A 22,727-nucleotide genomic window follows, 5' to 3' on the forward strand; every position below is an offset into this window, starting at 1 on the left:
TCATTATTGCAATCGGTATGATACCGGACCTCAATAATTCTCTAAGAAAGGATTTCTTATGAGCGAACAAATCACGTTTGCCACCAGCGATTTTGCCAGTAACCCGGAACCACGTTGCCCCTGCATTTTGTTGCTGGATGTTTCTGGTTCGATGAGTGGTAGACCTATTAATGAACTTAACGCCGGATTGGTTACCTTTCGCGATGAACTGCTTGCCGATCCGCTGGCCTTAAAAAGAGTGGAACTCGGTATTGTGACGTTCGGCCCGGTGCATGTGGAACAACCCTTTACCAGTGCCGCTAATTTTTTCCCGCCCATCCTGTTTGCCCAGGGCGATACACCAATGGGGGCCGCCATTACCAAAGCCCTGGATATGGTTGAGGAGCGCAAACGTGAGTATCGTGCCAATGGTATTTCCTATTATCGTCCATGGATTTTCCTGATCACTGATGGCGCACCAACCGATGAGTGGCAGGCTGCCGCCAACAAAGTGTTTCAGGGGGAAGAAGATAAGAAGTTTGCCTTCTTTACCATTGGTGTACAGGGGGCGGATATGAAGACGCTGGCACAAATCAGCGTTCGTCAGCCTTTGCCACTGCAGGGATTACAATTCCGTGAACTGTTTAGCTGGTTATCCAGTTCGCTGCGTTCGGTTTCCCGCTCCACGCCGGGAACGGAAGTTGTGCTGGAAGCGCCAAAAGGCTGGACGTCAGTGTGAGCTGGCGTCTGGTCTATGCATCAGCTGTTGGAACGTCGCACATCAGCGCGGACTTGCCTTGCCAGGATGCCTGCCAGATGCAGGTTGCCTGGCTAAATGACCAGCAGCCATTATTGACGGTATTTGTCGCTGATGGCGCAGGCAGTGTCTCGCAGGGTGGCGAAGGCGCGATGCTCGCCGTCAATGAAGCGATGGCTTATATGATGCAAAAAGTGCAGGGCGGGGAATTGGGGCTTAATGATGTCCTCGCAACGGATATTGTGCTGACCGTTCGTCAGCGACTTTTTGCCGAGGCGGAAGCCAAAGAATTAGCTGTTCGCGATTTTGCCTGCACGTTTCTGGGACTGATTTCATCGCCTAACGGCACCCTGATTATGCAGATTGGCGATGGCGGCGTGGTGGTCGATTTGGGGCACGGTCTGCAACTGCCGCTCACGCCGATGGTAGGTGAATATGCCAATATGACACACTTCATTACTGATGAAGATGCTGTTTCCAGACTGGAAACTTTCACCAGCACTGAGCGTGCGCACAAAGTTGCAGCATTTACGGATGGTATCCAGCGGCTGGCGTTAAATATGCTGGATAATTCTCCCCATGTGCCTTTCTTTACCCCGTTTTTCAATGGGCTGGCGTCAGCAACGCAGGAACAACTCGATTTATTACCTGAATTGTTAAAGCAGTTTTTGTCCAGCCCGGCGGTAAACGAGCGTACGGATGATGATAAAACGTTGGCACTGGCGCTGTGGTTACCATGAAACCCACTTTATATACTGCTACTGGTGAGTGCGTTACGCCAGGCTGTGAACTGGGCAAAGGTGGCGAAGGCGCGGTTTATGATATCGAGGAGTTTGTCGATAGCGTCGCCAAGATTTATCACACGCCGCCACCCGCCTTAAAACAGGACAAACTTGCCTTTATGGCTGCGACAGCTGACGCGCAATTGTTGAATTATGTCGCCTGGCCGCAGGCAACGCTTCACGGTGGACGAGGCGGAAAGGTTATCGGTTTTATGATGCCAAAAGTTTCTGGTAAAGAACCGATTCATATGATCTATAGCCCGGCACATCGTCGCCAGAGTTACCCTCATTGTGCGTGGGATTTTCTACTCTATGTTGCGCGCAATATTGCTTCATCTTTTGCTACGGTTCACGAGCACGGGCACGTCGTGGGTGACGTAAACCAGAATAGCTTTATGGTAGGTCGCGACAGCAAAGTGGTGTTGATTGATAGCGACTCCTTTCAGATTAACGCTAATGGCACGTTGCATTTATGCGAAGTTGGCGTGTCGCATTTTACGCCGCCAGAGCTACAAACCTTGTCGTCATTTGTCGGCTTTGAACGCACAGAAAATCACGATAATTTTGGCCTAGCGTTGCTGATTTTTCACGTCTTGTTTGGTGGGCGGCATCCTTATTCTGGTGTGCCGCTTATCTCTGATGCGGGGAATGCACTGGAGACGGATATTGCCCATTTCCGTTATGCCTACGCGTCAGATAATCAGCGACGTGGTTTAAAACCGCCGCCACGATCTATTCCGCTGTCGATGTTACCGGACGATGTTGAAGCCATGTTTCAGCAGGCATTCACGGAAAGTGGCGTGGCAACCGGGCGTCCGACGGCAAAAGCGTGGGTAGCGGCACTTGATTCTCTACGCCAACAGTTAAAGAAATGTACCGTTTCGGCAATGCATGTTTACCCCGGTCATTTGACTGACTGCCCGTGGTGTGCGCTGGATAATCAAGGCGTTATCTATTTTATTGATCTCGGCGAAGAGGTCATTACCACCAGCGGTGATTTTGTGCTGGCGAAAGTCTGGGCGATGGTGATGGCGTCAGTAGCACCACCAGCATTGCAACTGCCATTACCCGATCATTTCCAACTGACTGGCAGGCCGCTTGCTTTAGGCCTGTTACGGCGTGAATACATCATTCTGATTGAGATCGCACTGTCAGCGTTATCGCTGTTGCTTTGCGGCCTTCAGGCAGAACCGCGTTATATCATTTTGGTTCCTGTGCTGGCGGCTATCTGGATTATTGGCAGCCTGACAAGCAAAGCGTACAAAGCAGAAATCCAGCAACGCCGTGAGGCGTTTAATCGCGCGAAAATGGACTATGACCATTTAGTCAGCCAGATCCAACAGTTGGGCGGGCTGGAAGGTTTTATCGCCAAACGGACGATGCTCGAAAAAATGAAGGACGAAATTCTCGGGTTACCGGAAGAGGAGAAATGCGCTCTGGCAGCACTTCATGACACTGCAAGGGAACGGCAGAAGCAGAAGTTTCTGGAGGGATTTTTTATTGATGTTGCCTCTATTCCCGGCGTTGGCCCTGCGCGTAAAGCGGCGTTACGGTCTTTTGGTATTGAAACAGCCGCAGATGTTACCCGTCGTGGCGTTAAGCAAGTGAAAGGGTTTGGCGACCATCTGACCCAGGCGGTTATCGACTGGAAAGCGAGTTGTGAACGCCGTTTTGTGTTCAGGCCGAACGAAGCGGTAACGCCTGCAGACAGACAAGCGGTACTGACTAAAATGGCCGCCAAACGACATCGGCTGGAATCGACGTTGACTGTCGGCGCGACAGAGTTGCAGCGATTCCGCCTTCAAGCTCCAGCACGGACCATGCTGTTGATGGAACCGTTACGTCAGGCGGCAGAAAAACTGGCTCAGGCGCAGGCTGATTTAAGCCGTTGCTGAGCCAGTTTTCAATTAACGGAACACCACTTCCGCCCAGCGTGCCAGCCCGGCGGTGACGGAGCCAAAGTCATCGCCGCCTGCAATCGGAATGCCCGGCAACTGTTCTGCCAGCGCCTTTTTAATCAGCGGCGAACGGGCGCTACCGCCGGTCAGGTAGATAACGTCCGGTTTTTCCTGGGCGTTATCCAGCGCCAGTTGCACCTGTTCCAGAATCCGCGCCAGTGGCTGGTTGAGGGCGCTTTCCAGCCCTTGCTGGCTAATCAGCGTAGCCAGTTCATCGCTGATAAACGGCAGTGAGGCGCGGGTTTCCGCTACGCTTGAAAGGGCGATTTTGCTCTCTTCTGCACTGCGCACCAGGCGATAGCTTAAACGCTGACGCCAGACTTTCTGTAACAGGGCCACTTTTTCCGGTTCGCGGGCATCGCGTACCAGATCGTTAAGCAGACGACCGTTGGCACTACTGTAGAAATCACTTTGCGCAGGTACGTCGTTGATGGCAACCGCATTCCACCACGGCAGAATCGGCAGGGCGATGCCTTTTTCGGTTTCGCCACCCATGCCAAGTAACGGCATCAGGTTTTTAAACGCCAGCGCGATATCCAGATCGTTACCACCAATACGGCAACCACTGTGACCCAGCAGGCTGGCTTCACGATCGAGACGCGAACGCCACTGCGGCCCCATCAGCAGCAATGAACAGTCAGTCGTACCACCGCCGATATCCACCACCAGCACCCGTTTTTCTTCCTGCAAGGTGGCTTCGTAATCCAGCCCAGCCGCGACCGGCTCGTACTGGAATACCACATCCTTAAACCCGGCACGCTTTGCCGCGCGTTCCAGAATCCCTTGCGCCTGGGTGTTTGCTTCATCGCCGCCCAGCCCCTGGAAGTTGATCGGGCGACCAATCACCGCCTGAGTAATCGCATCCGGCAGCTGCGCCTGCGCCTGCTGGCGAATGTGCAACATCATTGCGCAGACCAGATCCTCAAACAGCGCTACCTGCTGCGGTTTTAAGCCGCTGGCACCGAGGAACGATTTTGGTGATTTCACAAACCACACTTCTTCTGGATCATCAATGTACTGTGCCAGTGAGGAAAGACCGAACTGCACGCTTTTCGCCGTAACATCGATATCTTCTTCGCGGTTATAACGAATCGCCCGACGCAACAGCGCCTGCGTTTCATCGTCGTAGCCATTCGCTTACCGCTTCACGCGTTGGCGCGCAAAGCATTGAAGGCAGCAGCGTGCTGTCGTTTTCCATTTTCAGTAATTGCGGCTTACCGTCGCGCATGACCGCCACTGAACAGTTTGCTGTACCGTAATCAAAACCAATAAACACGAAATAATCCCCATGCCGGTGAAGAAGGGGCGAGACTTTAGCGAAATGTTGCCGTCGCGACAACCGGAATATGAAAGCAAAGCGTAGCGTCTGAATAACGTTTATGCTGAAAGCGGATTAAAAAGGAGATGCGATGTATACCCTGAACTGGCAGCCGCCATATGACTGGTCGTGGATGTTGGGATTTCTCGCCGCCCGTGCGGTGAACGGTGTGGAAACGGTCGCGGACAGTTATTATGCCCGTAGTCTGGCGGTGGGCGAATATCGCGGCGTGGTAACTGCTATTCCGGATATAGCCCGCCATACTCTGCACATAAATTTAAGTGCAGGTTTAGAACCTGTTGCCGCTGAGTGTCTGGCGAAAATGAGCCGCCTGTTTGATCTGCAATGTAACCCGCAGATTGTTAACGGTGCGTTGGGCAAGTTAGGCGCGGCGCGGCCCGGATTGCGTTTACCCGGCAGTATTGATGCTTTTGAGCAGGGCGTGCGGGCGATTTTAGGCCAACTGGTGAGCGTGGCGATGGCGGCAAAATTGACCGCCAGAGTGGCACAGCTTTATGGCGAACGGCTGGATGATTTTCCGGATTATGTCTGCTTCCCCACGCCTCAGCGGCTGGCTGCAGCCGACCCGCAGGCATTAAAAGCGTTAGGTATGCCGTTGAAACGGGCTGAGGCACTGATTCATCTGGCAAATGCGGCGCTGGAGGGCTCCTTACCAATGACAATTCCGGGCGACGTAGAGCAAGCGATGAAAACGCTGCAAACTTTTCCGGGTATCGGGCGCTGGACGGCGAATTATTTCGCCTTACGTGGCTGGCAGGCGAAAGATGTTTTCCTGCCGGATGATTATCTGATTAAACAGCGATTTCCGGGAATGACACCGGCACAAATCCGCCGTTATGCCGAACGCTGGAAGCCCTGGCGTTCTTATGCGCTGTTGCATATCTGGTATACGGAAGGCTGGCAACCAGACGGAACGGACGAATTGTAGGCCTGATACGCCGCATCAGGCGATGGGGAAGCACGCCTTAGTTAATCGCGAAATAACTGCTATTCACCAGCAAATCCAGCGGTTGGGCATCGGCAATCACATCGCCATAAATCAGATCGACGCCGATGCCAGAAAGCGTATCCATCACCAGGGGTAAAACTACTGGCCCGGCGATGGTCTTCATCCCGAGCCGCTGAGCGTGCCCCTGAATGATCGTAATCAGCATCTCATCCATCAAATTTCCCTGCACGTTGGCGCATAACTCACCATCAAGTAGCAGGTAATCTGCCATATTCGCTTTCAGCGAGTTGAAGATTTGCAGATCGCGGCCCACCTGACTGAATACGATCCGACATCCCGCCAGCCGCAGTTTTTGCACGTTTTCTGCGTGATCTAAAATCGCGTCTGCCGGAATAATCAGATGTAATAACCGTGGTGGTAGAGGGCTATTTTCCAGCTGCTCAATTAGTTCATTCACCAGCGTGGCGCTACTCAAACCGGCAACGGAAAGGGGGAGGGCGATGCTTAAGCCTTTACTGGCAACCGCTTTTGCGGCCTGCTGGAAAAAATCGTGGAATACCCGTCGGTCAAGAGCATGGCTAAGTGCCGGATCGCTGAAGCGACGACGAAATGTTTGTTCATCAATAATCTCGCCTTCGCAACTCCAGAGCTTAAGTGAAATCAGCCACAAATTACGCGCTTGCGGGATCCGCGGCGAAGCGACACCGTGGGCGATCATCATCAACTGATTCTCTTTAATCATCCGCCACTGTTCATCAAGCGACATCGCCGCCCGTTCGCTATGTGCGGTAGCTTGCTGCGGTTCGTAAATCGTCACCCGGCCCCGGCCACCATTTTTGGAGGCATAACAGGCGATATCAGCCTGCGACATCACTTCAGCTGCCTGATGATTGTTGTCATCAATCAAGGTAATCCCGGCACTGGCACCTACCCGATGTACTCGTCCTTCCCAGATAAAGTGATAGTCATTAACGGCGCTGATAATGCGTGTAGCGATAAAACGCGCACTTTCGACATTACAGTCTGGCAGCAGCAGACCAAATTCATCGCCACCGAGTCGCGCCAGCACGTCGTTGGAGCGCAGCATACTCAGCATCAATGACGCCAGTTCGCGCAACAAAGCGTCGCCAGCGGCGTGCCCGGCGCTGTCATTCACCGCTTTAAAGCGATCAAGATCGATAAACACCAGTGCATGTCGCTGATGTGTATTGTTTACCGTTTGCAGCAGGATACGCAGTTGCTTCTCAAAACTGGCGCGATTGGCGAGATGCGTCAGTGCATCATGGGAGGCGCTGTAGCTCAGCTGGCGCAGCATTTTGCGTGATTCGGTGACGTCCTGAATCACCAGAACCGAGCCTATATTGCTGCCGTCCAGAGTACTTAACGGCGTAATACTATAATGCACGTCGTAGCTGCCGCCGCTCCGACAGTGCAACACCACATCTTGTTCAATCGCGGAACGTGAGGTGTCGGCACTGTAAATGTTCTCCATTAATGGTCCGTTGTCGCCAAAAGTAATATGCAACACCGTCAGGAGCGGAACACCTAATGCTTCTTCCTGCGTCCAGCCGCTCATCTTCTCCGCCACCGGATTCATAAAGGTAATTTTCATCGCCATATCAATACAGACCACGGCTTCACCGATGGAGTCCAGCGTAATGTGCAGGCGCTCTTTTTCCTGAAACAATGCCTCGTTAAGCTGTTTCACTTCGGTCATATCCATATTAATGCCGAGCAGGCGTTCGACTTCGCCTTCTTTATTCAGTACCCGGTTAGCGAGGGCGCGGATATGGCGAATGCCGTCTTTCACGGTAATGCGAAATTCCAGTTTAAAGGGAGAGCGTGATTGCAATGAATCGCGAATCACTTTTTCGGCGTGCTGGCGATCTTCCGGCAGCACGCACTCGTACCACACCTGCCAGTTCGGTTTGATATGCGGAGGAATTTCATACAGCTCGAACATCCGCTTATCCCAGCTAAAAATATTCGGCTTTAGCTCCCACTCCCAGATGCCAATCCCGCCCGCTTCGTTAGCCAGCGTGATGCGCTCCATCAGTTGCTGATTCACCTGTTCGGTGCGTTTTAGCTCGTTAATGTCTTCAATCTGAGCGATAAAATAGAGCGGCGTGCCATCCGTGTGGCGTACCAGTGAGACGGCAAGCAACGCCCAGACAACATCGCCATTGCGGTTGTAGTAGCGTTTTTCCATTGAATAGGTGTTTATTTCACCGCTGATCAGCTTTTCAACCTGTTGCAGATCTTTATTGAGATCCTCCGGCCAGGTCAGTTGCTGAAAGGTGAGTCCGCGCAGTTCTTCCTGACTGTAACCGAGAAACTGGCAGAGTGCTTTGTTGGATTGCAGCCATTGCCCTTCGGTGCCCACTAATGCCATGCCGATGGCGGAATATTCCATCGCGTTACGAAAACGGGTTTCGCTTTCGGAAATGTGTTTGCGTTCCGCACGAAAGGCATACATCACCATGGTCATGATGTTGGCGGGCAGCAGGATCAGCAAAAACGGTAGCCACGGCATATGGCTCATCAGGTATGTACGCGGCGTAGCAAGCAGGGAGGGATCAGCGGCCATCATCAGTGACACCATCATCACCGTGGTAAGGAAGATCAAAAAGGCTTCCATTCGTGGCAGGCGCACGGCGCTCCACATCAACAGCACAATAATGAAAGTAAAAGGCCACGGCAGATACAGCATCGAAAGCCAGCTTAACGTCAGTGTGATGGCCAACGTGAGCAGCGACTCAAAAAGCAACCGTGGGTTGCGATGGCGCAGCAGATAGTGTGGTTTAAATAACAATCCCAGTGGCACCAGTGCCAGTGCGCCGATGGATTCTGACAGTACCCATATCAAAAATGCCCTGAGAGGATCGTCTCCGGGCGTCAGCAGGATAACCAGAACACCCCCTAACAGAGGTGGAACAATGGCGCTGCCGAGTGCCAGACGCAGCCAGTCAACCAGATTTTGCAAGGGGTTATACCACGGCAGCAATTTACGCAGTAGCACTGCTCCGACCACGGCTTCAACAATATTGATGGTCGTCCAGGTCATGTTCAGCGAGCTGGTGGAAAAAAGCAGGATGGATGCGGCGATATTTCCCAGCGAGCAGCTCAGCGCAATCCCCGGCCACATGCGCCCGGCATGGCGATAAAACGCCACCATCATGATGGACGTCGGGAACCACAGTGGGGCGAGTTGGGTGCCAAACTGCGAAAGCTCAAGCGAGAAAAGGGTAAAGATAAACGAGACTAAACCTAAACTGACCAGGTGAAGCAGCGGGTGGGGCAGGGCAATTAATACATGCTGTGATTGTTTGCTCATTACCGCTTTATCCGCAAGACCAGGTCGCCAGTATTCGTTTCTGTGTTTATGCTAGTACAAAAGTTTTACATTTTATATGCGAATTGCTCATAAAGTGACGTAAAGGCGGATAATTTGCGCAACGGCGTATAACATTTTTTACCTTGCATTAAAACTGAACAACGTAATTTGCCACCGGGAATTATTCGTCAACAATTACTCTGAGCGCGCGGCAACGCTATTCGACTGGTATCAGGCGGATGAAATCCCTATAATTGCCGCGTTTGGCGCTTCGTCGCCCCCTTCCTAACATCCAGGTTAATCAGGTCGCTAAATATATGACTGATCAGTCTCATCAGTGCGTCATTATCGGTATCGCTGGCGCATCGGCTTCCGGCAAGAGTCTTATTGCCAGTACCCTTTATCGTGAATTACGTGAGCAAGTCGGTGATGAACACATCGGCGTAATTCCCGAAGACTGCTATTACAAAGATCAAAGCCATCTGTCGATGGAAGAACGCGTTAAGACCAACTACGACCATCCCAGCGCGATGGATCACAGCCTGCTGCTTGAGCATTTACAAGCATTGAAACGCGGCTCGGCCATTGACCTGCCGGTTTACAGCTATGTTGAACATACGCGTATGAAAGAAACGGTGACGGTTGAGCCGAAGAAAGTCATCATTCTCGAAGGCATTTTGCTGCTAACGGATGCGCGTTTGCGTGACGAACTTAACTTCTCAATTTTCGTTGATACCCCGCTGGATATCTGCCTGATGCGCCGCATCAAGCGTGACGTTAACGAGCGTGGGCGTTCAATGGATTCAGTGATGGCGCAATATCAAAAAACCGTGCGTCCGATGTTCCTGCAATTCATTGAGCCTTCTAAACAATATGCGGACATTATCGTGCCGCGCGGCGGGAAAAACCGCATCGCCATCGATATATTGAAAGCGAAAATAAGTCAGTTCTTTGAATAAGCTTGATAAATTGTGTACCGTTCAGTGATAACCTGGTATGCCCTTGACGTAATTGGCGTTAAGGGAGTGATGCACGAAAGGAGAAAATGCCATGCGTCTGTGTGACCGAGATATTGAAGCCTGGCTTGATGAAGGCCGTTTGTCGATCAACCCACGTCCGCCAGTGGAGCGTATTAATGGCGCGACGGTGGATGTGCGCCTGGGCAATAAATTTCGTACCTTCCGTGGTCACACGGCAGCGTTTATCGATCTGAGCGGTCCCAAAGATGAAGTGAGCGCCGCGCTTGACCGCGTGATGAGCGATGAGATCGTACTCGATGAAAGCGAGGCGTTTTATCTTCACCCAGGAGAGCTGGCGCTGGCGGTGACGCTGGAGTCGGTGACGCTGCCAGCCGATCTGGTGGGATGGCTGGACGGTCGTTCCTCACTGGCGCGTCTGGGGCTTATGGTGCACGTCACCGCGCACCGTATCGATCCGGGCTGGTCTGGCTGTATTGTGCTGGAGTTCTACAACTCCGGTAAGCTGCCGCTGGCGCTGCGTCCGGGCATGTTAATTGGTGCGCTGAGCTTTGAGCCGCTTTCCGGCCCGGCGGCGCGACCTTACAACCGCCGTGAAGATGCGAAATATCGCAACCAGCAGGGCGCGGTAGCCAGCCGAATCGATAAAGACTAATTCAGGCCCATTGAGGATACCATGAGACGATTTCTGACGACGCTGATGATACTCCTGGTCGTGCTGGTGGCCGGGTTATCTGCGTTAGTGTTGCTGGTGAATCCGAATGATTTCCGCGACTATATGGTCAAGCAAGTTGCTGCACGTAGCGGTTATCAATTGCAGCTCGACGGGCCACTGCGTTGGCACGTCTGGCCGCAGCTTAGTATCCTCTCCGGGCGAATGTCTCTCACCGCCCAGGGCGCGAGCCAGCCACTGGTTCGCGCCGACAACATGCGTCTGGACGTGGCGCTTTTACCACTACTGAGTCATCAACTGAGCGTTAAGCAGGTGATGCTAAAAGGGGCAGTGATCCAACTGACGCCGCAGACGGAAGCGGTGCGCAGTGAAGACGCTCCGGTTGCACCGCGCGACAATACCTTGCCGGATCTGTCAGACGATCGCGGATGGTCGTTTGATATATCCAGTCTTAAGGTGGCGGACAGCGTGCTGGTGTTCCAGCATGAAGATGACGAGCAGGTGACAATCCGCAATATCCGTCTGCAAATGGAACAAGATCCCCAACATCGTGGCTCATTTGAGTTCTCCGGGCGGGTTAATCGCGATCAGCGCGATCTCACGATATCCCTTAACGGTACGGTAGATGCTTCTGATTATCCGCATGATTTAACGGCGGCTATTGAACAAATTAACTGGCAGTTGCAGGGTGCAGATTTACCAAAACAAGGTATTCAGGGGCAGGGGAGTTTCCAGGCCCAGTGGCAGGAGTCACATAAACGCCTTTCATTTAACCAAATCAGCTTGACCGCCAATGACAGTACGCTGAGCGGGCAAGCACAGGTCACACTGACAGAGAAACCGGAATGGCAGCTGAGACTGCAATTCCCGCAACTGAATCTTGACAACCTCATCCCGCTTAATGAAACAGCGAACGGTGAAAACGGTGCCGCGCAGCAGGGGCAGAGCCAATCAACGTTGCCGCGCCCGGTCATTTCTTCGCGTATTGATGAACCGGCCTATCAGGGACTGCAAGGCTTTACGGCTGATATTTTGTTGCAGGCCAGTAACGTGCGCTGGCGCGGAATGAATTTTACAGATGTTGCCACGCAAATGACCAACAAGTCGGGTTTGCTGGAAATTACTCAACTGCAGGGCAAGCTTAACGGTGGACAGGTTTCACTGCCGGGCACGCTGGACGCGACATCAATAAATCCGCGGATAAACTTCCAGCCACGGCTGGAAAACGTTGAGATAGGCACCATTCTGAAGGCGTTTAACTATCCGATTTCGTTGACCGGAAAGATGTCACTGGCTGGTGATTTCTCCGGTGCTGACATAGATGCCGACGCATTCCGCCACAACTGGCAAGGACAGGCACATGTCGAAATGACCGACACACGCATGGAAGGGATGAACTTCCAGCAGATGATTCAGCAAGCGGTAGAACGTAATGGTGGTGATGTGAAGGCCGCTGAAAACTTCGATAACGTGACGCGTCTTGACCGCTTTACCACCTATTTGACGTTGAAGGATGGCGTCGTGACGTTAAACGACATGCAAGGTCAATCGCCTGTGCTGGCGCTTTCCGGGGCTGGTACGTTGAATCTGGCGGAGCAAACCTGCGACACCCAGTTTGATATTCGGGTCGTGGGTGGATGGAACGGAGAAAGCAAACTGATTGATTTCCTCAAAGAAACGCCAGTACCGCTGCGGGTTTATGGCAACTGGCAGCAACTCAATTACAGCCTGCAAGTGGACCAGCTGCTGCGCAAACATCTACAGGACGAAGCGAAACGTCGCCTGAATGACTGGGCCGAGCGGAATAAAGATTCCCGCAATGGCAAAGATGTGAAGAAGTTGCTGGAGAAGATGTAGTTTACCAGGTGACCTGTCCTGTAGGCCTGATAAGACGCGTAAAGCGTCGCATCAGGCGTTCGTGGCGGCACCATTATATTCTGAATATGTAAGATCGAAGGCTGTTCCGTTCACTTGATTTCCTCGCTACTATGGAACGCTCAAGCCGGTGAACGTGCCAGGGTGGCTCAATCTCCACCACCCTGGCAACCCGGACCCACACCCCCGCTGTGATGTCCATGTACCACAGACAACGCTTCATTGCTGAAGTTATAAGGCGTTACGCAGCATTGGGTAAAATGGCCGATACCATCACACCTCGTACTCCATCTCGCCATCCTTATGCAGCGGAATAATCTGCACCTTCTGCACGCGATGGCTTTCCACCTGCAACGTTTTGAGCAAGTAATCCCCTACCTGAACTTCTTCGCCAGGTTTTGGAATACGCTGCAAATATTCCATCAGCAGCCCGGCAATGGTGTGATATTCGCGTTTCTCATCCAGCGGTAGCGGTACATATTGCACCAGATCTTCCAGTGGCATATGACCATTCGCCGTCCAGGAACCGTCGGCGTTTTTCTGAATATCATGGCGGGCGTCGATCTCTTCCACTTCGTTCGGCAAGTTACCGGCAATAGTTTCCGTGACGTCACTTAATGTCACAATCCCTTCCACCGAGCCAAACTCATCCACCACAAAAGCAAAGTGTGTGCGGGCATTACGGAACTGCTCCAGGGCAGGTAACAACGGCAAGGTTTCCGGGAACACCAGCGGCTGGCGAATCAACACCCGCAGGTTGAGCGGTTCGCCGCGCAGTGACTGTTGTAGCAGGTCGATAACGTGAACAACACCGAGCAAATCTTCTGCGTCATCACCGTCGGTAACCACCAGCCGCGTATGCTGATTTCGCTCCAGCAACTGGCGGATCTCGTCTTCCGGCGCGTTGAGATCGATATGCTCAATATCGTGGCGCGACGTCATAATGCTGCTGACAGTACGCTGGTTAAGATTAAGTACCCGCTCAATCATCCGCCGTTCCTGCGGATTAAAGATCTGCTGGTTACCATGATCCACCAGCATGGACGCGGTTTCGGCGTCCAGTTCCGCATCTTCTTTTTGCCCGCTAAGCAGGCGCATTACCGCTTCGGTAGTCCGCTGGCGCAGCGTCTGGTTAGCGGAAAGAAAACGTCGCCGGTTAAAGATAGCCAACTGATTGAGCGCCTCGATCATCACCGAGAAACCAATAGCAGCGTACAGGTAGCCTTTCGGAATGACGAAGCCGAAACCTTCTGCCACCAGGCTAAAGCCAATCATCAACAGGAAGCTTAAGCAGAGAATAACGATCGTCGGGTGACTGTTAACAAATTGCGTTAACGGCTTGCTGGCCATCAACATCAGGCTGATAGCGATAACAACGGCGGCCATCATGACCAGTAAATGGTCGACCATCCCGACGGCGGTAATCACCGAGTCGAGTGAGAAGATGGCGTCCAGTACCACAATTTGTGTCACCACCCCCCAGAACTTCGCACCTTTGCGTTGCGTGGGGTTATTGCTGTCTTTCCCCTCCAGCCGTTCGTTCAGCTCCATCGTGGCTTTGAACAGCAGGAAGAAACCACCAAACAGCATGATTAAGTCGCGGGCGCTAAAGGTAAACGAGCGGAAGCTGAACAGCGGTTGAGTCAGGGTGACCAGCCAGGAGATAGACGCCAGCAGTAACAGGCGCATTAACATCGCCAGCAGCAGCCCGGTAACCCGTGCGCGGTCGCGCTGCTTCGGCGGTAGTTTTTCGGCGAGGATGGCAATAAAGACCAGGTTATCAATGCCGAGGACCAGTTCGATCACAATCAGCGTGATTAACCCAGCCCAGATAGACGGATCGGCAATCCATTCCATAGTAAGTACAAAACCTATTCGTTGTATGACAAATGTCACAATTCGATCATGGATAAATCGGGGCAAAAATGCAATGTTGCAGCACTATTTATCTCATATTATTTGAGGGTAATAACCTCACATTATCCCTGAATTAAAAGTGGTAATAATAAAACATTATTTAAGAAATATCGCATGTGGAGACACTATATTAAATACTGTCAACCTAAAGAAACTCCTAAAAACCATATTGAATGACACTTAATATAATTCTTAAAAATAGCCAATTGCCGAATTGTTACCTTGCCTGCTATTCCGTTAGCTGTAACACTTCCTCCTGCATTATTGGAGAGCCAATATTCAATTACCATAATGTCACCTTATATTCGGAAGTTAATCTCCGTAATAACCCTTTCTCATCAACGACTGCATGCTGAGAGGGTGTGAAAAATTAAACTAAATCAGTGTATTGGTAGCTAAAAGCCAGGGGCGGTAGCGTGTCTGGATGCCTGAAAGACCAGTCTGAATTATTCTGTCAATAGCCTGCGGATGAAATCAATTTTTTTAGGACTGATGCCAGTTAAATTTTTATTCAATTAACTGCAAGGTAAATGTGCATGGCGACATTGCTATTAATAGTGCACAGGATAATTACTCTGCCAAAGTGATAAATAAACAATGATGAAATCCAAAATGAAATTGATGCCATTATTGGTGTCAGTAACCTTGATAAGCGGTTGCACAGTACTTCCGGGCAGCAATATGTCGACGATGGGTAAAGACGTCATCAAACAGCAGGACGCTGATTTCGATCTCGACAAAATGGTGAATGTTTATCCGTTGACCCCGCGCCTGATTGACCAATTACGTCCACGACCCAACGTAGCGCGCCCCAATATGACGCTGGAAAGTGAGATCGCGAATTACCAGTATCGCGTCGGGCCGGGCGACGTTCTTAATGTCACTGTCTGGGATCACCCGGAACTCACCACGCCAGCCGGTCAGTACCGCAGCTCCAGCGACACCGGCAACTGGGTACAGCCTGACGGCACCATGTTCTACCCGTATATCGGCAAAGTTCACGTGGTGGGGAAAACGCTCGCTGAAATCCGCAGTGATATTACCGGGCGCTTAGCGACGTACATCGCTGACCCGCAGGTGGACGTTAATATCGCCGCCTTCCGCTCGCAAAAAGCGTATATCTCAGGTCAGGTGAATAAATCCGGTCAACAGGCGATCACCAACGTACCACTGACCATTCTCGATGCCATCAACGCCGCAGGTGGCCTGACCGACACCGCTGACTGGCGCAACGTGGTGCTAACACACAATGGTCGTGAAGAACGCATTTCTTTGCAGGCGCTGATGCAAAACGGCGACCTCAATCAGAACCGACTGCTTTATCCTGGCGATATTCTCTACGTGCCGCGTAATGATGATCTGAAAGTATTTGTGATGGGTGAAGTTAAAAAACAGAGCACCCTGAAAATGGACTTTAGCGGCATGACCCTGACTGAAGCCCTGGGCAATGCTGAAGGCATCGACATGACCACCTCCAACGCCAGCGGCATCTTTGTCATTCGTCCGCTGAAAGGCGAGGGCGGGCGTAACGGCAAGATTGCCAATATCTACCAGCTGGATATGTCCGATGCCACGTCGCTGGTGATGGCGACAGAATTCCGCCTGCAACCTTATGACGTGGTGTATGTCACCACCGCCCCGGTTTCCCGCTGGAACCGTCTGATCAATCAGTTGCTGCCAACTATTAGCGGTGTCCGTTACATGACGGATACAGCCAGCGACATTCATAACTGGTAATCGTCATGTTTAACAACATCTTAGTTGTCTGTGTCGGCAATATTTGCCGTTCCCCGACGGCGGAACGCTTACTGCAACGTTATCACCCGGAGCTGAAAGTGGAGTCCGCTGGACTCGGCGCGCTGGTCGGTAAGGGCGCTGATCCTACCGCTATCAGCGTCGCCGCAGAACATCAACTGTCTCTGGAAGGTCACTGTGCACGGCAAATCAGCCGCAGCCTGTGTCGCAACTACGACCTGATTTTGACCATGGAAAAGCGCCATATCGAACGCTTATGCGAGATGGCACCTGAGATGCGCGGCAAAGTGATGCTGTTTGGTCACTGGGATAACGAATGTGAAATCCCCGATCCGTATCGCAAAAGCCGGGAAACGTTTGCAGCGGTGTACACATTACTTGAACGGTCTGCCCGCCAGTGGGCGCAGGCATTGAACGCAGAGCAGGTATAAGAATGACAGAAAAAGTAAAACAACATGCCGCTCCGGTAACGGGCAGTGATGAAATCGATATTGGTCGCCTGGTCGGCACCGTCATTGAAGCGCGCTGGTGGGTAATTGGCATTACCGCCGTATTCGCCCTCTGTGCCGTGGTTTACACCTTCTTCGCCACGCCGATATACAGCGCCGACGCACTGGTACAAATCGAGCAAAGCAGCGGCAATTCGTTAGTGCAGGACATTGGTTCGGCATTAGCCAACAAACCGCCAGCATCGGACGCTGAGATCCAGTTGATTCGTTCGCGTCTGGTGCTTGGTAAAACGGTGGACGATCTCGACCTCGATATTGCGGTGAGCAAAAACACGTTCCCGATTTTCGGTGCGGGCTGGGATCGTTTGATGGGACGCCAGAACGAGACGGTGAAAGTGACCACCTTTAACCGCCCGAAAGAGATGGCGGATCAAGTGTTTACGCTTAATGTGCTTGATGACAAAAACTACACCCTGAGCAGTGATGGCGGCTTTAGCGCCCGTGGGCAAGCGGGCCAGATGCTGAAAAAAGAAGGCGTCACGCTGATGGTTGAAGCTATTCACGCCAGCCCGGGGAGTGAGTTTACCGTCACCAAATACTCCACGCTGGGGATGATCAACCAACTGCAAAACAGCCTGACGGTAACGGAGAACGGCAAAGACGCAGGCGTACTGAGCTTGACTTATACCGGTGAAGATCGCGAACAGATCCGCGACATTCTTAACAGTATCGCCCGTAACTATCAGGAGCAAAATATTGAGCGCAAATCGGCGGAAGCGTCGAAAAGCCTCGCCTTCCTCGCGCAACAGTTACCGGAAGTACGTAGCCGCCTTGATGTTGCCGAAAACAAACTGAATGCCTTCCGTCAGGATAAAGATTCTGTTGATCTGCCGCTGGAAGCAAAAGCGGTGCTCGATTCGATGGTGAACATCGACGCGCAGTTGAACGAACTGACCTTTAAAGAGGCGGAAATCTCCAAGCTGTACACCAAAGTTCATCCGGCGTACCGCACGCTGCTGGAGAAACGGCAGGCGCTGGAAGACGAAAAAGCCAAACTTAATGGTCGCGTAACGGCGATGCCGAAAACCCAGCAGGAAATTGTCCGTCTGACCCGCGATGTCGAGTCTGGGCAGCAGGTCTATATGCAACTGCTGAATAAAGAGCAGGAGCTGAAAATCACCGAAGCCAGCACCGTCGGCGATGTGCGCATTGTTGACCCGGCAATCACCCAGCCTGGCGTGCTGAAACCCAAGAAAGGGCTGATTATCCTCGGCGCGATTATCCTCGGCCTGATGCTCTCTATCGTGGGTGTGCTGCTGCGCTCGTTGTTTAATCGCGGCATCGAAAGCCCGCAGGTGCTGGAAGAACACGGTATCAGCGTCTATGCCAGCATCCCGTTGTCGGAATGGCAGAAAGCGCGCGATAGCGTCAAAACCATCAAAGGGATTAAACGCTATAAACAGAGCCAGCTACTGGCGGTGGGGAATCCAACCGATCTGGCGATTGAAGCCATCCGCAGTCTGCGTACCAGTTTGCACTTCGCGATGATGCAGGCGCAGAACAATGTGTTGATGATGACCGGGGTTAGCCCGTCAATCGGTAAAACCTTTGTCTGCGCCAACCTGGCGGCGGTGATCAGTCAGACCAATAAACGCGTGTTGTTGATCGACTGCGATATGCGCAAAGGTTATACCCACGAGCTGTTGGGCACCAATAACGTCAATGGCCTGTCGGAAATTCTGATTGGTCAGGGCGATATTACTACCGCTGCTAAACCGACCTCTATTGCCAAATTTGACCTGATCCCGCGCGGTCAGGTACCGCCAAATCCTTCTGAACTGTTGATGAGCGAACGCTTTGCCGAACTGGTGAACTGGGCGAGTAAAAACTACGACCTGGTGTTGATTGATACGCCGCCGATTCTGGCAGTGACCGATGCGGCAATTGTTGGTCGTCATGTCGGAACCACGTTAATGGTGGCGCGTTATGCGGTCAACACATTGAAAGAAGTGGAAACCAGTCTGAGCCGCTTTGAGCAAAACGGTATTCCGGTGAAAGGGGTGATTCTGAACTCCATCTTCCGCCGCGCCAGCGCGTATCAGGATTATGGCTATTACGAATACGAATATAAGTCGGATGCGAAATAACGACGCCTGCATTCGCACCGCCCCGTAGGCCGGATAAGGCGTTCACGCCGCATCCGGCAAGCAAACCAGCTCATAAGTCGGGAGAACAACCTATGAAAGACAATCCGCTGATCTCAATCTATATGCCGACCTGGAATCGCCAACAACTGGCGATTCGGGCGATAAAATCGGTCCTGCGCCAGGACTACAACAACTGGGAGATGATCATCGTGGATGATTGCTCCACCTCCTGGGAACAGCTGCAACAGTACGTCACCGCCCTCAACGATCCGCGTATTACTTACATTCACAACGACATAAACAGCGGGGCGTGCGCGGTACGTAACCAGGCGATTATGCTGGCGCAAGGGGAATACATCACCGGGATCGATGATGATGATGAATGGACGCCCAACCGCCTGAGCGTCTTCCTCGCCCATAAACAGCAACTGGTCACACACGCCTTTTTGTACGCTAACGACTACGTTTGCCAGGGCGAAGTCTATTCCCAACCAGCAAGTTTGCCACTGTATCCCAAATCGCCGTATTCACGCCGCCTGTTCTATAAACGGAATATCATTGGCAATCAGGTCTTTACCTGGGCGTGGCGTTTCAAAGAGTGTTTGTTTGATACCGAACTGAAAGCGGCACAGGATTACGACATCTTCCTGCGGATGGTGGTGGAGTATGGCGAACCGTGGAAAGTGGAAGAGGCGACGCAGATCCTGCATATCAATCACGGCGAAATGCAGATCACCTCGTCACCGAAAAAATTCTCCGGATACTTCCACTTTTACCGCAAGCACAAAGACAAATTTGACCGCGCCAGCAAAAAATATCAGCTGTTTACCCTCTACCAGATCCGCAATAAACGCATGACCTGGCGCACCTTGTTGACGCTGCTATCGGTGCGTAACGGCAAACGTCTGGCTGAAGGAATACGGGGGCGTTAAGGATGCTGGAAGATCTGCGCGCCAACAGCTGGAGTTTACGCCCGTGCTGCATGGTGCTTGCCTATCGCGTCGCCCATTTTTGTTCAGTGTGGCGCAAAAAGAACGTTCTCAACAATCTGTGGGCGGCTCCGCTGCTGGTGCTGTATCGCATTATCACCGAAGGCTTTTTCGGTTATGAAATCCAGGCCTCCGCAACCATTGGTCGCCGTTTCACTATCCATCACGGTTACGCCGTAGTGATCAATAAAAACGTGGTAGCGGGGGATGATTTCACCATTCGCCACGGCGTCACTATCGGCAATCGTGGTGCCGATAACATGGCATGTCCACACATTGGCAACGGCGTCGAACTCGGTGCCAACGTCATTATTCTTGGTGATATCACGCTTGGTAACAACGTCACCGTGGGCGCGGGCAGCGTGGTGCTCGACTCTGTCCCGGACAACGCGCTGGTGGTGGGAGAAAAAGCGCGAGTGAAGGTAATTAAATGAATATTCTGCAATTTAATGTGCGACTGGCGGAAGGCGGGGCGGCAGGTGTGGCGTTAGATCTCCACCAGCGTGCGCTGCAACAGGGGCTGGCGTCACATTTTGTCTACGGCTACGGCAAAGGCGGCAAAGAGAGCGTCAGCCATCAGAACTATCCGCAGGTCATCAAACATACGCCGCGGATGACCGCGATGGCGAACATTGCCCTGTTTCGTCTGTTTAATCGCGATCTGTTCGGCAATTTCAATGAGTTATATCGCACCATTACTCGCACACCGGGTCCGGTGGTCCTGCATTTTCATGTGCTGCACAGCTACTGGTTGAATCTTAAGAGCGTGGTGCGCTTTTGCGAAAAAGTGAAAAACCACAAACCGGATATCACTTTGGTCTGGACGTTACACGATCACTGGAGCGTTACCGGACGCTGCGCCTTTACCGACGGTTGTGAAGGCTGGAAAAAGGGCTGCCAGAAATGCCCGACCTTAAATAATTATCCGCCGGTGAAGATTGATCGCGCACACCAGCTGGTGGCGGGCAAACGCCAGTTATTCCGTGAGATGCTGGCGCTGGGCTGTCAGTTTATTTCCCCCAGCCAGCATGTGGCTGATGCTTTCAATAGTCTGTACGGTCCAGGGCGTTGCCGGATTATCAATAATGGCATTGATATGGCAACCGAAGCGATTCTGGCGGACTTGCCTCCGGTGCGCGAAACCCAGGGCAAGCCGAAAATCGCGGTGGTGGCGCATGATCTGCGTTACGACGGCAAAACTAACCAGCAACTGGTACGCGAGATGATGGCGCTGGGCGACAAAATCGAACTGCATACCTTTGGTAAGTTCTCGCCGTTCACCGCTGGCAACGTGGTTAATCACGGCTTTGAAACTGACAAGCGCAAGTTGATGAGCGCGCTCAATCAGATGGATGCGCTGGTATTCAGTTCTCGCGTCGATAACTACCCGCTGATTTTGTGTGAGGCGCTATCGATTGGCGTGCCGGTGATTGCCACCCATAGCGACGCGGCGCGGGAAGTGTTGCAAAAATCCGGCGGTAAAACCGTCAGCGAAGAAGACGTGCTGCAACTGGTGCAGTTAAGCAAACCGGAAATCGCGCAGGCGATATTTAGTACCACGCTGGCTGAGTTCAGCCAACGCAGCCGCGCCGCCTACAGTGGACAACAGATGCTGGAGGAGTATGTCAACTTCTATCAGAATCTGTAGCTACCTGCTGCTGCCGCTGATTTACCTGTTGGTTAACGTCAAAATCGCCCAGCTTGGCGAAAGTTTCCCCATCACCATCGTCACTTTTTTACCTGTCTTGTTACTGCTGTTTTTAGAACGCATCAGCGTTAAAAAATTGATGATTGCCTTAGGGATTGGCGCGGGACTCACGGCGTTTAACTACCTGTTTGGTCAGTCGTTGGATGCCAGTAAATACGTCACTTCAACCATGCTGTTTGTCTATATTGTGATCATTATTGGCATGGTGTGGAGTATTCGCTTTAAAACGATTTCGCCCCACAACCACCGCAAGATATTACGCTTTTTTTATCTGGTGGTCGGGTTGGTGGTGGCGCTGGCGGCGGTGGAGATGGCGCAAATTATCCTCACCGGTGGCAGCAGTATTATGGAGTCGATTTCGAAATATCTGATTTACAGCAACAGCTATGTGCTGAATTTCATCAAATTCGGCGGCAAGCGCACGACAGCACTTTATTTCGAACCGGCATTTTTCGCTCTGGCATTAATCTCAATTTGGCTCAGCATCAAACAGTTTGGTATCAAAACCCCTAAAACCGATGCTATGATTCTCGCAGGGATAATATTATCCGGATCGTTTTCAGGGGTTATGACCTTTATCCTGTTTTATTTGCTGGAGTGGGCATTTCAATATCTGAATAAAGAGGCGATTAAGAAAAAGTTACCGTTAGCATTGATTTCTCTGGCTGTATTCCTGGTTGGTGTGGTAATTGCATTTCCTTATATTTCCACCCGTCTGGGCGATTTAGGTACGGAAGGATCGTCATCGTATTATCGTATTGTCGGTCCGCTGGTGATGGTCGGTTATTCTTTGACCCATATTGACGGTGTAGTCAGATTTGGCTCACTTTATGAATATGTCGCATCATTCGGAATATTTAACGGTGCGGATGTCGGAAAAACCATAGACAATGGTTTGTATCTGCTGATTATTTATTTTTCCTGGTTCGCGGTGTTTTTATCGCTGTGGTACATGGGGAAAGTGATAAAAATGATGATCAACGCTTTTGGTGATAATCGCAATTTTCGCGTGCAATTATATCTTTTCACTCCGGTATCGCTGTTTTTTACCGGTTCGATATTTAGCCCGGAATATGCATTTTTAATCGTCTGTCCGTTTATTTTGCGAAAAGCGTTAAATATTACGAGGTAAGAATAAG

Annotated in this window: 17 protein-coding genes and 1 pseudogene; 14 read left to right on the forward strand and 4 right to left on the reverse strand. The window is 51.8% G+C overall.

The window, feature by feature from the left end:
* Positions 1 to 58 precede the first annotated feature (58 nt).
* The 3 genes from ACJHYR_RS17345 to yegI are packed head-to-tail and all read left to right on the forward strand — an operon-like array spanning position 59 to position 3,413.
* Positions 59 to 718 carry a vWA domain-containing protein gene (locus tag ACJHYR_RS17345; RefSeq protein WP_000003177.1) on the forward strand — a complete coding sequence of 220 codons (660 nt, stop codon included), beginning with the start codon at positions 59 to 61 and terminating at the stop codon, positions 716 to 718.
* On the forward strand, positions 715 to 1,476 hold the full coding sequence (pphC, locus tag ACJHYR_RS17350) for a protein-serine/threonine phosphatase PphC (protein WP_064225561.1): 762 nt from the start codon (positions 715 to 717) through the stop codon (positions 1,474 to 1,476). Before ACJHYR_RS17345 ends, pphC begins: the two co-directional genes overlap by 4 nt.
* Positions 1,473 to 3,413: a protein kinase YegI gene (gene yegI / locus ACJHYR_RS17355; protein ID WP_072837348.1), complete on the forward strand. Its 1,941-nt coding sequence runs from the start codon at positions 1,473 to 1,475 to the stop codon at positions 3,411 to 3,413. Before pphC ends, yegI begins: the two co-directional genes overlap by 4 nt.
* Before the next feature lie 12 nt (positions 3,414 to 3,425).
* Here the strand turns inward: yegI and yegD are convergent.
* Positions 3,426 to 4,752 (reverse strand): annotated as a pseudogene (gene yegD / locus ACJHYR_RS17360) (molecular chaperone).
* Positions 4,753 to 4,885: 133 nt separating this feature from the next.
* Here yegD and alkA point away from each other — a divergent pair.
* The gene (gene alkA / locus ACJHYR_RS17365) at positions 4,886 to 5,743 is read left to right on the forward strand and encodes a DNA-3-methyladenine glycosylase 2 (protein ID WP_000288358.1); all 858 of its coding nucleotides are present in this window, start codon (positions 4,886 to 4,888) and stop codon (positions 5,741 to 5,743) included.
* 37 nt (positions 5,744 to 5,780) lie between these two features.
* Here alkA and ACJHYR_RS17370 read toward each other — a convergent pair whose 3' ends face one another.
* The gene (locus ACJHYR_RS17370) at positions 5,781 to 9,098 is read right to left on the reverse strand and encodes a diguanylate cyclase (protein ID WP_072837349.1); all 3,318 of its coding nucleotides are present in this window, start codon (positions 9,096 to 9,098) and stop codon (positions 5,781 to 5,783) included.
* Between the two features lie 317 nt (positions 9,099 to 9,415).
* On the opposite strand from ACJHYR_RS17370, the gene udk reads away from it, so the two are divergent.
* The 3 genes from udk to asmA all read left to right on the forward strand — a co-directional run bounded on the left by udk (position 9,416) and on the right by asmA (position 12,605).
* On the forward strand, positions 9,416 to 10,057 hold the full coding sequence (gene udk / locus ACJHYR_RS17375; protein ID WP_001295424.1) for a uridine kinase: 642 nt from the start codon (positions 9,416 to 9,418) through the stop codon (positions 10,055 to 10,057).
* A gap of 91 nt (positions 10,058 to 10,148) precedes the next feature.
* Complete coding sequence (gene dcd, locus ACJHYR_RS17380; protein ID WP_001234777.1) at positions 10,149 to 10,730, forward strand: dCTP deaminase; 582 nt, start codon at positions 10,149 to 10,151, stop codon at positions 10,728 to 10,730.
* A 21-nt stretch (positions 10,731 to 10,751) separates the two neighbouring features.
* A complete protein-coding gene (gene asmA / locus ACJHYR_RS17385) occupies positions 10,752 to 12,605 on the forward strand; it encodes an outer membrane assembly protein AsmA (protein ID WP_001252333.1) in 1,854 nt (617 codons plus the stop codon).
* Between the two features lie 291 nt (positions 12,606 to 12,896).
* Here the strand turns inward: asmA and ACJHYR_RS17390 are convergent, their stop codons facing one another.
* Positions 12,897 to 14,480, reverse strand: a complete 1,584-nt coding sequence (locus tag ACJHYR_RS17390) for a TerC family protein (RefSeq protein WP_000454700.1) — start codon at positions 14,478 to 14,480, stop codon at positions 12,897 to 12,899.
* Positions 14,481 to 14,680: 200 nt separating this feature from the next.
* The gene (locus ACJHYR_RS17395; RefSeq protein ID WP_162829205.1) at positions 14,681 to 14,830 is read right to left on the reverse strand and encodes a hypothetical protein; all 150 of its coding nucleotides are present in this window, start codon (positions 14,828 to 14,830) and stop codon (positions 14,681 to 14,683) included.
* A gap of 307 nt (positions 14,831 to 15,137) precedes the next feature.
* On the opposite strand from ACJHYR_RS17395, the gene wza reads away from it, so the two are divergent.
* The 7 genes from wza to wcaD all read left to right on the forward strand — a co-directional run bounded on the left by wza (position 15,138) and on the right by wcaD (position 22,720).
* The gene (gene wza / locus ACJHYR_RS17400; protein WP_000978094.1) at positions 15,138 to 16,277 is read left to right on the forward strand and encodes a polysaccharide export protein Wza; all 1,140 of its coding nucleotides are present in this window, start codon (positions 15,138 to 15,140) and stop codon (positions 16,275 to 16,277) included.
* A gap of 5 nt (positions 16,278 to 16,282) precedes the next feature.
* Complete coding sequence (gene wzb, locus ACJHYR_RS17405) at positions 16,283 to 16,726, forward strand: low molecular weight protein-tyrosine-phosphatase Wzb (protein ID WP_000482918.1); 444 nt, start codon at positions 16,283 to 16,285, stop codon at positions 16,724 to 16,726.
* A 2-nt stretch (positions 16,727 to 16,728) separates the two neighbouring features.
* Positions 16,729 to 18,891: a tyrosine-protein kinase Wzc gene (gene wzc / locus ACJHYR_RS17410; RefSeq protein WP_000137155.1), complete on the forward strand. Its 2,163-nt coding sequence runs from the start codon at positions 16,729 to 16,731 to the stop codon at positions 18,889 to 18,891.
* Positions 18,892 to 18,983: 92 nt separating this feature from the next.
* Complete coding sequence (gene wcaA, locus ACJHYR_RS17415) at positions 18,984 to 19,823, forward strand: colanic acid biosynthesis glycosyltransferase WcaA (protein WP_001546890.1); 840 nt, start codon at positions 18,984 to 18,986, stop codon at positions 19,821 to 19,823.
* A 2-nt stretch (positions 19,824 to 19,825) separates the two neighbouring features.
* Positions 19,826 to 20,314 (forward strand): colanic acid biosynthesis acetyltransferase WcaB, encoded by a 489-nt coding sequence (wcaB, locus tag ACJHYR_RS17420; RefSeq protein WP_000888751.1) that lies wholly within the window; start codon positions 19,826 to 19,828, stop codon positions 20,312 to 20,314.
* A complete protein-coding gene (gene wcaC / locus ACJHYR_RS17425) occupies positions 20,311 to 21,528 on the forward strand; it encodes a colanic acid biosynthesis glycosyltransferase WcaC (RefSeq protein WP_001023881.1) in 1,218 nt (405 codons plus the stop codon). The genes wcaB and wcaC overlap by 4 nt, the downstream gene beginning before the upstream one ends.
* Positions 21,503 to 22,720, forward strand: coding sequence for a colanic acid polymerase WcaD (gene wcaD / locus ACJHYR_RS17430; protein WP_000107816.1), 1,218 nt, complete (start codon positions 21,503 to 21,505; stop codon positions 22,718 to 22,720). The genes wcaC and wcaD overlap by 26 nt, the downstream gene beginning before the upstream one ends.
* Positions 22,721 to 22,727 lie beyond the last annotated feature (7 nt).

Source organism: Escherichia sp. WS1450, from assembly GCF_046487395.1.
GTDB classification, from domain to species: Bacteria; Pseudomonadota; Gammaproteobacteria; order Enterobacterales; family Enterobacteriaceae; genus Escherichia; species Escherichia coli.